The sequence below is a fragment of the Rhizobium sp. B21/90 genome (assembly GCF_019355815.1).
In the GTDB taxonomy this organism is placed as follows: Bacteria; Pseudomonadota; Alphaproteobacteria; order Rhizobiales; family Rhizobiaceae; genus Rhizobium; species Rhizobium rhododendri.
Genome location: NZ_CP072162.1, coordinates 1,074,048 through 1,086,874, shown reverse-complemented (window position 1 = coordinate 1,086,874; position 12,827 = coordinate 1,074,048). Strand labels below are relative to the sequence as shown.

Here is a 12,827-nt window from a genome sequence, read left to right as displayed (position 1 = left end):
CTTCGTAGGATCGTCATGACCATCAATGTCGCATCGGCCACGGCTCAGCTCCCCCTGCTCACTAATGCGCTCGAGAAGGCGCGGCAACGACAGCTTGCTCTCGGCGATCTGTTCAACATCGCAACTATCCTTAGCAACGGCGGGCACCAGTCCCAGGCCGTCGAACTCTACAAGGGCTGGATCGCCTATAACGACGGCAATCCGCTGCTGCATCTCGCCTATTTCAACTATGCGGTCGCGGCGAACGTGATGGGCGATCGGGCGGGCGCAATCAATGCCTTTCGCGCCTGCCTCAAGCTCGATCCGCAGTTCGGCCCGGCGCATATCAACCTTGGCCGCGTCCTCGAGGACAGCGGACTGATAAACCCTGCCGTCGAGCAGTGGCGTTCCTACGCCGAGATCACTTCCGATATCACGGCCGACCGTCTCGGCCATCGGCTGATGACCCTCAAGCACATCGGCCGCGTGCTGGAAGGTGCCGGCAGGATGGAGGAAGCGGAAAAGGTTCTGTGGCAGGCCATGGAGCTTCAGCCCGAAAAGACCGACGCAGGCCAGCATTGGACATCGCTACGTCAGCGCCAATGCAAGTGGCCGGTGCTGGTCCCTTCGGAGCATGTCTCGCTTCGCCAGTTGCTGGATGCCGTCTCCCCCCTGACGCTCGGCTGCTACGCCGACGACCCGCTGTTCCAGCTTGCCAAGGCGCATCGCTACAACAAGTCGCTGATCGGGCAGCCCGATCTCGACGAGGCCACTGCCAACACCGTTCCGCGCCACAAAACAGGAACCGGCCAGCGTCTGCGCGTCGGCTATGTCTCGTCGGACCTGCGCGACCACGCAGTCGGCTTTGCCCTCAGAGAAGTGCTGGAGTTGCATGACAAGAGCAGCGTCGAGGTCTTCGCCTACTATTGCGGCGACCGGCGCACCAACGATGCAACGCAGGAGCGCATCAGGAACGCTGTCGATTGCTGGCGCGATATCGCCGAAATGAGCGACGCAGATGCCGCAAAGCTCATCGCCAAGGACAAGATCGACATCTTGATCGACGTCAACGGCTACACCAAGCTCGCACGCACCAAGATTTTCGCCTATCGCCCGGCCCCGGTCGTCGTCAATTTCTGCGGCTATCCCGGCTCGCTGGCCAGCCCGTTCCACCAGTATATCATCGCCGACGAGCACATCATTCCGCCCGCGAACGAGATCTACTATACGGAAAAAGTGCTGCGTATCGCCTGCAACCAGCCTATCGACCGAAAGCGCCAGATCGACGCGCGCCCGACCCGCGCAGAGGCCGGCCTGCCCGAGGATGCCTTCGTCTATGCCTGCTTCAACGGCATGCAGAAGATCACCGCCAACTGTTTCGACCGCTGGATGACGATACTGTCGGAAACGCCCGGCAGCGTGCTTTGGCTGCTTGCCGACGACGACACGGTCAACCAGCGGCTTCGCGAAATAGCCGCGAAAAGAGGCGTCGATGCCGACCGCATCATCTTCGCAGCAAAAGCGCCCAATCCCAAGCACCTCGCGCGTATCGGACTGGCGGACCTGTTCCTCGATACCTTCCCTTACGGTGCCCATTCTACAGCAGCCGATGCCATTACCGTCGGACTGCCGATCCTCACCGTCTCAGGCAAGACATTTGCCTCGCGCTTCTGCGGCAGCATCGTCGCCGCAGCCGGGTTGCCCGAACTGATCTGCGGCGGCCCGGACGAGTATGTCCGCCAGGCGATAGCCTTCGCGCATGATCGGAAAAGCCTGCAGGATGTCAGGGACAGGCTGCAGAGCCAGCGCGAAACGAGCGTGCTGCGCGACATCCCCGGCCTTGCACGCCGTCTCGAGCAATTGTTCTGGGAGATGCAGGACGAAGCCGAACGCGGCGAAACTCCCGTGCCGGATATGCGCAACCTCGAAATCTACTACGAGATCGGCGCCGACATTGTCCTGACCGACGTCGAGTTCGAGGACGAGATCGCCTACCGCAACCGATACCTCGAAAAGCTCGGCCAGTTGAACGCGAACACACCCATTCCGTTCGATCGCCGTTTGTGGACCGAGCCCGCCGAGTAGCAACTATCAGGAGAGGCGCACCGCCGGCCCCCCTCCCTCGACACCTGGCGCCCCGTCATTGAACTACACTCTCGTCCAGAGCGCGTGATCGAGAGGCTTAGAGGAGGCATCGCTCGTGAATTCCGTGATTTTGGCACGATACAACGAATCCCTCGACTGGATTCATCAAATCCCGGATGATTTCGACATCATCATCTACAACAAGGGCGAGAAGATCGTCGCGCCCGAGGTGCTCGATCGCGCCTTCCGCATCATCGATCGACCGAATGTCGGTCGCGAATCGGAGACCTACCTTCATCACATGATGACGCAGGTGGGCAACGACCAGGACTTCACCGTCTATGCGCAGGCGGACCCGCACGCCCATAGCCCCGACTTCATCGAGCTTCTAAAGAACTGGCGCGACTGGGATGATGTGCAGCCCTTGTCGTGGTGCTGGATCGCCGAGAACAATATTCCGCCGATAGCCCTGCTGGACGACTATCAGGCCCAGCTTGGTGGACGGTTGCGCGTACGGCCGGAGCGTTTTTCACTAACGGCCTGGGGCGCTCCCGAATTCGTCGATGCGGGCGCCAATGGCATGGGCATGGTCTATCGCATCCTCCACGGCCTTCCGGACGGCGGCAATATCGCAGCCCACTTCCTCAGGCATTGCAAACTCGATCACATCGCCGAAAAAGCCGACCGCCACTCGCTCGGCGTCTTTTCCTATGGCGCCATCTTCGCTGCCCGGAATGCGCGCGTGGCGGCTATTCCGCCGATCTCGCTGAGACTGGCAATCGATTTCTCAACTGCGGGCGTCGTTGCCCACGGCTACATTCTCGAGCGGATGTGGCTGCATATGCTGGGCGTAGATTTCATCCTGCCGAAAAACCAGCCGTCGAAAATATAATAATCTGGACTGCAAAGTCGGCGCAAAACGCGCCGCCGCCGGCTCTGGCTGGCGACGCGTTTGGAGGTCCGGTTACTCGACAAATGTAACGCATGCGCTTGACGATCGTCACCAGGTCGCCAAATAGCTGTTACATCAGATCGAGGAATAATATGACAGCTGACCTGGACCAGGCCATGACCGAATTCGTCCGCACGGCCGCAATGCACGTGCTTGAGATCGATGCGGAAGATCGGGACGACTATATCAACGGTCTACACGAAAGCTGGGTCAGCATCGGTCTGCAGTCGGGCATGGACGACGCTGCAGCCCATGAAAACGCCGATCTCCTGGCCGACAGCACCCGTGAAATGGTATCCGCGATCGAAAAGAGCGGAGGCGCAGGCGGTGGCACCGCCTGAACCAGGTTGACGTTGTAGCCACTCTCATCGCTTTATCGAGCGGCGCACAGCTTATCTATCGATGAAGTGGTCCAGCCCGAGCGTGATCGGCAGTGCGGAATAGACACCGCGGTCGATGAAATTGTAACGGGCAAGGCAATTCCGCATGGCGACCGTATGGATGTAGCTGTGCACATCGCTGGAGCCGCGGTCGGGCCGGCTGGCTTCAACTGCGCAATAGTCCGACGCCCTGTCGAATTTTGCCGCAAGGGTTGGGGTCTGGTCGACGGGACCGCCAAAATAGTACTGATATTCGCCCGGGCTTGCAGCGGCCGAAACGCAAGCAAGACTTAAGGCAAGTCCCAATCCAAGCATAATCTTCATGATGGCTCTCTCTGTCACGACCGAACGGCACGATTGCCCGGTTCGGAATGCTGACCGCGCTCTTTTGTTCCATTGCAGGCGGCCGGCGCCTGATGTTACTAAGCCGGGGTTAAGGAGTTGTCCATGTCACGCGCCATCGTCTTTTCCGTCATCATCATCATGGCTCTGCTGTCGATCGCCGGCAGCCTCATAGGGTCCGCGCGTCTAATGGGCTGGTTTTAAAACGCCAACCGAGCACCGTTTTCGACGAAATATTTGAAGCCTGTGTGACAACGGAACATCCGCCCGTACCGACGCGTTGCCCTTGCAGTGACTGCCGCTGTCATAATCGAGCCGCGTACGCGAGGAAAGCCAATGCCGGGATTTCGCAAGATGATCGTCGTGACAGCCTTTGACCGCGATGCGGATGGCAGGCTCGAACCAGCCTTCGGCCCGCGACAGATGGAAACGGAAGAATCAGCTGTCTACGCTGCACAGACGCTCATCAACGATCACGCAGGCGTGGTGGCATGGAGCCGCGAGGCAAACCCTGCCGTTGGCGAGGAAGGCCCGACGATCATCCTCTACCAGCATGGCCAGATCCCGGAATTCGATTGAGAGACGCCGCGATGACCACTTTGCCCAAAGATATCGACGAGGCCCTTGCGCGGTATATGGCAGACCATGGGCTAGGTCGTGATGCAGCCGTCTCGAAAATACTCGCTGAATGGCTCGGCGCCCATGATTACATTGGCGACGACGGGACGGCACAACCCGAAGACACGCAGCAAACTGTGCAGTACCCGGAATTTATGGATGACGCGTCAGGCGGCGCAGGCGGCTAGAACCGCAGTCGTGCCAAAACGGCATGCGCGCCTTGGAGCGCACATGCCGGAAAAACATCAATCGAGGCTTGGGCACCCGCGCACGTTGCCGAAAACCATCTCGTCCGGCCCGCGACGGGTGAAGCCATCTACCGTTATCCGACGCGGAGAGACGTCAACGACGTGGGCGTGCCGAAGCCCGTTGCGACTGGCCATGGCGACGGCCTGACGAGGATCGCATCCGCGCCTTCCATAGTCGCGCGGCGGAGGACGATCATAGTCAGGGCGCGGACGATGGTAGCCATATTCCGGCTGCGGAGCATCCTCGTCGTCCTGCTGGTAATCCGGCGGTGGGGGACGGTGGCGTCCGATTTCAAACTGGACGTCCTGCGCTGCGGCCACCGGCGGCAAGGAAACAACTGTGCCCCCCATCAGCATTGCGGCCAAAATGGCCGTCGAAATTCTCGTTTTCATGGTCCCCTCCTCATTGATCCCGACCCGCGGCGAACCGCGTCGAGCGATGATACCCTTTAATCTGAGCGGAATGAACGGGTCTGGAGCAACGCCTTCATTTTCCATTCATGTGCCTGCCTTTAAAGAAACTGCCCTTGCACCATATGGCTGGGCGTATGCATCGTGGTCGGCCTGATGCCGGACGACGCTACAAGTTGAAAATCGGAGACTTTTGAATGCGGACGACAAGCCTGGCACTGGTAACGACCCTGATCGCTCTTACGGCAGGCGCTGCCTCGGCGCAGACCTTTCCCGGCGGGCCCGGCGCCATCGTGCTTAAAGGCAAATGTGCCAAGCTGGTGGTCGGCAAGCTCGACGCTACGAAGAAGTGCAAGAACGAGCTTGCAAGCGTCACCGCCCCTAACGGCACCGTGACCTTCATCTTCACATCCGAGGGCAAGATGCTGGGCTTCGCCGGCGATGGCAAGACGATCAAGGCCGCATCGAACGGCAACGTCCGCCTGGCGCTGAACATGGTCGTTTCCGGCGCCGGCACGACCATGACCGGCCAGGTCAAGGCCGCGGGAACCTGCACCTTCGGAAATCCTTACAGCGGTAAGGAAGTGGCGATCGAATGCTCGGCGGAATCGAAGGACTCGAAGTTCACTGGCAGCTTCCGCACCGGTGGCGACACACCTGCAAAGAAGTAGCTTTCGCGGCGCCAGTTAGCCGGCGCCAGTGGGCCAGTTATCGAGAAACGCTGCTTTAGCCTTGCCGGTCGATCCGCTTCGACATCACGGCACCGCTTATCGTTGCCGGCACGCGGAGATCGTCGCGCGGCGCCGACGACAGGGTGAGGTCCACTTGGTGTGGCGGCAGGACCTGAGCCTTCCGCAAGGCGTTGGGTCGGCCGAATTTTCGTGGCTGCACCGCGTCGAATTTCGTTCCTGTCTGTTGAGTGATATGCTCCATGACTGCCTCCTCCGCAATCCGGTTGCGGGATGCAACCTGAGGTTCAACGTCGACCTGTTGATTTGGTTCCCGCTCCGCTCTTGACCACGACGGCAATCTCCTTACCTATGAGGCTCTGCGGATCAAGGACATCTGCCGCGGATAACACTGGTGCCGGGCCCCTCTGGCGAGAGTTTTTACGGCGCTCTCGTGATGTCGGTACCGCCTGCAGACAAGCCGGCGGATTTATCCCCATGAACAAGCTGACCATGCTTTTCTCGCATGCCGTCGAAGGCACGCGACGTCTACCCGCATTTCGCCTTCCCGCGTCCCCTGCCCCACAGGTGCGCCCATGACGCGCCCAACATCAGGCTCAGGGACTGGCCAGGGATCGGGCATGCCGGTCCTGTCCTATTTCAGATGGGCCATTATCGTTACCGTCGTCGGGTTGATCGGCGGCGGATTTCTCGGCTGGAAAATGACGGGAACGCTGGGTGGCATGGCCACCGTGTTTTTCATCTGCGTCGTGCTTGCCGTCCTGGAAATCTCGCTCTCCTTCGACAATGCCATCGTCAATGCCAACAAGCTGAAACAGATGACGCCTGTCTGGCAGCAGCGGTTCCTGACATGGGGCATCCTGATTGCCGTCTTCGGCATGCGGATCGTCTTCCCGCTGGCGATCGTTGCCGTCGCCGGCGAGATCGGCCCATGGGAAGCGCTGCGCATGGCGGCGGTCGAACCCGAACAATATGCCAGCATCATGAAGACAGCCCATCTGCCGATCGCAGCCTTCGGCGGCAGCTTCCTGATGATGGTCGGACTGACCTATTTCTTCAACAACGAGAAAGACGTCCACTGGATCGCTTTTCTTGAAAAGGCCATGGCGCGGTTTGCCACCATCAAGGGCGTCGAGATCTCGATCGTGCTGATCACGATGCTGGGTTTTGCCGCGCTTCTCGATGGCGACGATGCCACTCGCTTCCTCTACGCAGCCATCTACGGCCTGCTGACATTCCTGCTCGTCGAAGTGCTCGGCGGCCTGCTCGATGCATCGCAGCGGACCATGAGCGAGGCTGCCCGAGGCGGCGTCGGCGCCTTCATCTACCTCGAGGTGCTCGATGCCAGCTTCTCCTTCGACGGCGTCATCGGCGCATTCGCACTGACCCAGAACCTGTTCGTCATCGCCATCGGCCTCGGCATCGGCGCGATGTACGTCCGCTCCATGACCATCATGCTGGTCGAGAAAGGCACACTTGCCGAATACCGGTACCTCGAACACGGTGCCTTCTATGCCATCCTCATCCTGGCGGTCATTATGTTCGTCCAGACGTTGGTTCACATCCCTGAGGTAGTGACCGGCCTCGGCGGCGCGGCCCTGATCGGCCTCTCTTTCTGGTCTTCGGTGCGCTATAACAAGCGTCACGAGAATAGCGCACACTCGACGAGCCTGCGTCCAGACGAAACGCCCTGAGACGGATCGAAGCAAGGTTTTGCGCAGGTCGGACTATGCCGAGATCGCAAACTGCCTTAACCTTGCCTTTGATTTAATGACATATTTCAAAACGAACGGTTGGAGAAACAGAAATACCCGGTAGAATCACGCTGCTTTTGGCGGCTAAAAAGGGCCGCAGAGATTTGCGTTAGACGACCTTGCAGGAGTTTTGCAGGGCGGCCAGGGCGGCCTCGCCTGCAGAAATTCATCGACGACAAGTTTTAAAGAGGATCGAATTCATGGCAGCAAAAATCGTCCCGGTCATCATGGCCGGTGGCAAGGGAACTCGATTGTGGCCGCTGTCGCGCGCCACGGCGCCAAAGCAGTTTATCCAGTTCGTGGGAGACCAGACACTGTTTCAGAACACCCTGTCGCGCGTTTCCGACAGGGACCTTTACGAAGCGGCCATCGTCGTCACCAATGAGGAGTTCCGTTTCCTCGTGGCCGAGCAGGCCCGCGAACTCGGCATCGAACTTGCAGCCGTGTTGCTCGAACCGGTTGCCCGCAACACAGCCCCCGCCGTCGCCGCCGCCGCAACGCTCGCCAACGATCTTTTCGGCAACGACACCATCATCCAGGTTCTGGCCTCCGACCACGAGATCACGGCAGACGCCACCTATTTCGATTGCATCCGCATCGCCCGTGCCACGGCGGCGGAAGGCAAGCTGGTCACCTTCGGCATCACCCCGACCGAGCCTGCCACCGGCTACGGTTATATCGAAGTCGGAAAGTCGCTGGCCTCTGGCGCCCATGCGGTCAAACGCTTCATCGAGAAGCCACCCGCCGACAAGGCCGAAGCGATGCTCGCTGCCGGCGGCTTTTACTGGAATTCCGGCATCTTCGTTTTTCCGGTGACGCCGCTGCTGGCGGAGCTGACCGAATTTGCACCGGCCGTGGTCAAGGCGGCCAAGGAAGCCCTTGCCAAGGGCGTTCGCGATCTCGACTTTACCCGTCTGGACAGCGAGGCCTTTTCCAAGAGCCCCGACATATCCATCGACTATGCCGTCATGGAAAAGACGTCGAACGCCGCCGTTGTCCCCTCGTCCTTCCTGTGGTCGGACCTCGGCAGCTGGGATTCGGTTTGGAAGGTCGGCAAGCAGGACGAGAACGGCAACGTGTCGGCCGGCAACACGACGCTGGTCAACACCAAAAACTCTCTCGTCATGACCCACGGTACTCATCTTGCCGTGCAGGGTCTCGAGAACGTCGCCGTCATCGCATCCGAAGATGCCGTCTATGTCGGACATCTGAAGGACAGCCAGGACGTCGGCAAGCTGGTCAAGCTGCTGGCCGGCCACAAGAAGACCGCGACACTCACCGAAACCCATCCCACGTCCTATCGCCCCTGGGGCGGCTACACGTCGCTGATCAAGAGCGACCGCTTCCAGGTGAAGCGCATCTTCGTGACGCCCGGCAAGAAGCTGTCGCTGCAGAAACACCATCACCGCTCCGAGCACTGGATCGTCGTCAAGGGAACGGCCGAAGTCACCATCGGCGACAAGGTGCAGGTCGTGCGCGAGAACGAGTCCGTCTACATCCCGCTCGGCGAAGTCCACCGCATGGCCAATCCGGGCAAGATCCTGCTGGAGCTCATCGAGGTGCAGACCGGCTCCTATTTCGGCGAGGACGACATCATCCGCCTCAACGACGAATTCGGCCGCACCTGAGGCATACGTCTGCAACGGACCAGCGGCGGGCGACAGCCCGCCGTCAGACTACTGCAAATTCCCGAGTGACCTGTAACCGGTTGCCAAACTCTCCTCCCATCCTCCTCGCCCTCACTCCCCCTCTTCCTCGCCCTTGTGGCGGGGATCCAGTCAGCTCAAGTCCTTGAGCTGAAGGAGTCTTTGACCCGACAGACGTCGTATCTCTGGCCACCCGCCACAAGGGCGAGGATCACGGCGAGTGGGGTATCGCCCTCGTCAAACAAAGCTTCTTGAAGTTTGGCAGCCGTCTGACGGCGGGCAAAGGCCCGCTATTGGCGCTTTAGCGCCAGGATGTGGACACGGTCGGTAAAGCGCCTTGCTTTCTGTCGTTGCATTGCACACTATCCCCTCGGGAATAGCTGGCAAAAGAAAAAAATATGTCCATCAAAGCAAGTATCTACCACCTGACGCACTACAAGTATGACACGCCGGTCCGGCTCGGGCCGCAGATCATAAGGCTGAAACCGGCCTCGCATTCGAAGACCCGCGTCATCAGCCATTCGCTGAAGATTTCGCCGGAAAATCACTTCGTCAACCTGCAGCAGGACCCTTACGGCAACTACCTGGCGCGCTACGTCTTTCCCGATCCTGTTACCGAATTCAAGATCGAGGTCGATCTCGTCGCCGACATGACGGTCTATAATCCGTTCGATTTCTTCGTCGAGGAATCGGCGCAGATGTGGCCCTTCGACTATCCGGAGGATCTGCGCGACGACTTGAAGATCTACATGCAGCCGGAACCCTTGAGCGACGCGTTGGCGGCCTTCATGGCGACCATCGACCGCTCCCCGACCGGCACCACGAATTTCGTCGTCGACCTGAATGCCCGCCTGCAGCGCGACATCAACTACGTGATCCGCATGGAGCCCGGCGTCCAGACGCCGGAGGAAACGCTGCTGGCAGCGCTTGGCTCCTGCCGCGACACCAGCTGGCTGTTGGTCGAAGTGCTGCGCAACCTCGGCTTTGCCGCCCGTTTCGTTTCCGGCTACCTGATCCAGCTGGCTCCTGACCTGAAGGCGCTCGACGGCCCCTCCGGCACGGAAGTCGATTTCACCGACCTGCACGCTTGGTGCGAAGTCTACCTGCCCGGTGCAGGCTGGATCGGCCTCGACCCGACCTCCGGCCTCCTGACCGGCGAAAGCCACATCCCGCTGGCCGCCACCCCGCACTATCGCAATGCCGCGCCGATCTCCGGCGCCATCTTCGGCCAGGCCAACACCGAATTCGATTTCGCCATGAACGTGACCCGCGTCGCCGAGCATCCGCGGATCACCAAGCCGTTTTCAGAGGAGTCCTGGCAAGCGCTGAACGCCCTCGGCGAGGCCGTCGACAAGGTTCTGGTCGACCAAGATGTCCGCCTGACCATGGGCGGCGAACCGACCTTTGTGTCGATAGACGACCTGCAGGGCGAGGAATGGAACACTGCTGCCGTCGGCCCGACGAAGCGCGATCTCGCCGACAAGCTTATCCGCAAGCTGCGCGAACGCTTTGCACCCGGCGGCTTCCTGCATTACGGCCAGGGCAAATGGTATCCGGGCGAAAGCCTGCCGCGCTGGACCTTCTCACTTTATTGGCGCAAGGACGGCAAGCCGATCTGGCAGAACCCCGCCCTCATTGCCGCCGAAGGCGCCGACACCGGCGTCAAGGCCGAGGATGCCGGTAAACTCCTCACCGCCATCGCCAGGGAGCTGGCCATCGAGCCCGACATGGTGCTGCCGGCCTATGAAGATCCGGCCGAATGGATCATCAAGGAAGGCAGCCTGCCCGAAAATGTCGATCCGTCGAATTCGAAGCTCAAGGACCCCGAGGAGCGCAACCGCATCGCTCGCGTTTTCGAGCGCGGCCTGACGGTTGCGACCGGCTACATCCTGCCGGTGCAGGCGTGGAACGCCAAGGCCAGCGGCCAGCGCTGGATCAGCGAAAAATGGAAGACCCGCCGCGGCAAGATCTTCCTCGTGCCCGGCGACAGCCCCGTCGGCTATCGCCTGCCGCTCGGCACCCTGCCCTACGTGCCGCCTTCGAGCTATCCCTACATCCACGAGGCAGATCCCTCGATCCCCCGCGTACCGCTGCCTGATGTCGTGGTGCCGGCCGGCCGCGCCATGCCGGAAGCCTCCTTCCAGACCGACGACAGCGGCCAATCGCGGGTCGAGCAGACCATCGGTGAAATCGGTGGCGCGGTGCGCACGGCCATGTCTGTGGAGCCGCGCGATGGCCGCCTCTGCGTGTTCATGCCGCCGGTCGAGCGCATCGAGGACTACCTCGAGCTGATCGCTGCCGCTGAAAACGCAGCCGCCGAGCTCAACCTTCCGATCCATATCGAAGGCTATCCGCCGCCCCACGACGAGCGCATCAACGTCATCCGCGTCGCGCCCGACCCCGGCGTCATCGAGGTCAACATCCACCCGGCCGCCAGCTGGCAGGAATGTGTCGCCATCACCACGACCGTCTATGAAGAGGCGCGCCAGACCCGTCTCGGCACCGACAAGTTCCTGATCGACGGTCGGCACACCGGCACCGGCGGCGGTAACCACGTCGTCGTCGGCGGCAAAAACCCCGCCGACAGCCCGTTCCTGCGCCGCCCGGATCTACTGAAGAGCCTGGTTCTGCACTGGCAGCGCCATCCCTCGATGTCCTATCTGTTCTCCGGCCTGTTCATCGGCCCGACCAGCCAGGCGCCGCGCTTCGACGAAGCCCGTCACGACAGCCTCTACGAGCTGGAAATAGCCATGGCGCAGGTCCCCGCGCCGGGAATGGGCGAGCCGCCGCTTCCGTGGCTAGTGGACCGGCTGTTCCGCAACGTGCTGATCGACGTCACCGGCAACACCCACCGCTCGGAAATCTGCATCGACAAGCTGTTTTCCCCGGATGGCCCGACGGGCCGCCTCGGCCTCGTCGAATTCCGTGGCTTCGAAATGCCGCCGAATGCCCGCATGAGTCTTGCCCAGCAATTGCTGGTCCGCGCGCTCATCGCACGCTTCTGGAAGGAGCCGATCGACGGCCGTCTTGTCCGCTGGGGAACGTCGCTGCACGACCGCTTCATGCTACCGCACTATATCTGGCAGGATTTCCTCGACGTGCTGGCCGATCTCAAGGCCCACGGCTTTGACCTCAGGCCGGAGTGGTTCCAGGCACAGCTCGAATTCCGTTTCCCGTTCTCGGGCGAAGTCGAATACGAAGGCAACAAGCTGGAACTTCGCCAGGCACTCGAACCATGGCATGTCATGGGCGAGGAAGGGGCAATCGGCGGAACTGTTCGCTTCGTCGATTCATCGGTCGAGAGGCTGCAGGTCCGGCTGGAGAGCAATAACCCGTCTCGCTACACGGTCGCCTGCAACGGTCGCGCCGTGCCGTTGACACCGACCGGCGTCGCCGGCGTCTCGGTGGCCGGCGTGCGTTTCAAGGCCTGGCATCCGGCCTCCGGGCTGCACCCGGTACTGCCCGTCAACACGCCGCTGACCTTCGATATCTACGATACGTGGTCGCAGCGGTCGATCGGCGGCTGCATCTACCATGTTGCGCATCCCGGCGGTCGCAACTATGAGACTTTCCCGGTGAACAACAACGAGGCGGAAGCTCGCCGCCTTGCCCGCTTCGAACCGTGGGGCCACACTGCTGGCGCCTATCCCCTGCGGCCAGAACTGACATCCCCGGAATTTCCGCTGACCCTGGATCTCAGGCGTCCGACCGGAATTTGAACTG

General features: G+C 61.0%; 12 protein-coding genes. 9 read left to right on the top strand and 3 right to left on the bottom strand.

Translation table 11 applies throughout. The annotated features are described in order from the left end of the window. Nucleotides 1-15: 15 nt before the first annotated feature. The 3 genes from J5278_RS05195 to J5278_RS05185 all read left to right on the top strand — a co-directional run bounded on the left by J5278_RS05195 (nucleotide 16) and on the right by J5278_RS05185 (nucleotide 3,357). On the top strand, nucleotides 16-2,064 hold the full coding sequence (locus tag J5278_RS05195; RefSeq protein WP_209184896.1) for a glycosyl transferase: 2,049 nt from the start codon (nucleotides 16-18) through the stop codon (nucleotides 2,062-2,064). A gap of 115 nt (nucleotides 2,065-2,179) precedes the next feature. Then, a complete protein-coding gene (locus J5278_RS05190) occupies nucleotides 2,180-2,956 on the top strand; it encodes a hypothetical protein (protein ID WP_142832550.1) in 777 nt (258 codons plus the stop codon). A gap of 152 nt (nucleotides 2,957-3,108) precedes the next feature. Then, entirely contained in the window at nucleotides 3,109-3,357 is a 249-nt protein-coding gene (locus tag J5278_RS05185; RefSeq protein WP_111222036.1) for a hypothetical protein, read from the top strand. 51 nt (nucleotides 3,358-3,408) lie between these two features. On the opposite strand, the gene J5278_RS05180 is transcribed toward J5278_RS05185, so the two are convergent. Continuing rightward, entirely contained in the window at nucleotides 3,409-3,720 is a 312-nt protein-coding gene (locus J5278_RS05180) for a hypothetical protein (RefSeq protein ID WP_142832549.1), read from the bottom strand. A 354-nt stretch (nucleotides 3,721-4,074) separates the two neighbouring features. Here J5278_RS05180 and J5278_RS05175 point away from each other — a divergent pair, with 354 nt between their 5' ends. Together J5278_RS05175 and J5278_RS05170 are read left to right on the top strand one after the other, a co-directional pair. Further along, the gene (locus J5278_RS05175) at nucleotides 4,075-4,317 is read left to right on the top strand and encodes a hypothetical protein (protein ID WP_142832548.1); all 243 of its coding nucleotides are present in this window, start codon (nucleotides 4,075-4,077) and stop codon (nucleotides 4,315-4,317) included. Nucleotides 4,318-4,328: 11 nt separating this feature from the next. Continuing rightward, a complete protein-coding gene (locus tag J5278_RS05170) occupies nucleotides 4,329-4,544 on the top strand; it encodes a hypothetical protein (protein WP_209184897.1) in 216 nt (71 codons plus the stop codon). Nucleotides 4,545-4,601: 57 nt separating this feature from the next. Here J5278_RS05170 and J5278_RS05165 read toward each other — a convergent pair whose 3' ends face one another. Continuing rightward, nucleotides 4,602-4,997, bottom strand: a complete 396-nt coding sequence (locus J5278_RS05165; protein ID WP_209184898.1) for a hypothetical protein — start codon at nucleotides 4,995-4,997, stop codon at nucleotides 4,602-4,604. 215 nt (nucleotides 4,998-5,212) lie between these two features. Here J5278_RS05165 and J5278_RS05160 point away from each other — a divergent pair, with 215 nt between their 5' ends. Continuing rightward, entirely contained in the window at nucleotides 5,213-5,686 is a 474-nt protein-coding gene (locus tag J5278_RS05160; RefSeq protein WP_209184899.1) for a hypothetical protein, read from the top strand. Nucleotides 5,687-5,741: 55 nt separating this feature from the next. Here the strand turns inward: J5278_RS05160 and J5278_RS05155 are convergent, their stop codons facing one another. Then, nucleotides 5,742-5,948: a hypothetical protein gene (locus J5278_RS05155; protein WP_209184900.1), complete on the bottom strand. Its 207-nt coding sequence runs from the start codon at nucleotides 5,946-5,948 to the stop codon at nucleotides 5,742-5,744. 376 nt (nucleotides 5,949-6,324) lie between these two features. Here J5278_RS05155 and J5278_RS05150 point away from each other — a divergent pair, with 376 nt between their 5' ends. From J5278_RS05150 to J5278_RS05140, 3 genes are all read left to right on the top strand, one after another. After that, nucleotides 6,325-7,398, top strand: coding sequence for a DUF475 domain-containing protein (locus J5278_RS05150; RefSeq protein ID WP_209184986.1), 1,074 nt, complete (start codon nucleotides 6,325-6,327; stop codon nucleotides 7,396-7,398). Between the two features lie 260 nt (nucleotides 7,399-7,658). Then, nucleotides 7,659-9,086 (top strand): mannose-1-phosphate guanylyltransferase/mannose-6-phosphate isomerase, encoded by a 1,428-nt coding sequence (locus J5278_RS05145; protein WP_209184901.1) that lies wholly within the window; start codon nucleotides 7,659-7,661, stop codon nucleotides 9,084-9,086. A gap of 416 nt (nucleotides 9,087-9,502) precedes the next feature. Beyond that, entirely contained in the window at nucleotides 9,503-12,823 is a 3,321-nt protein-coding gene (locus J5278_RS05140; RefSeq protein ID WP_219258321.1) for a DUF2126 domain-containing protein, read from the top strand. The last annotated feature ends 4 nt before the right edge of the window (nucleotides 12,824-12,827 follow it).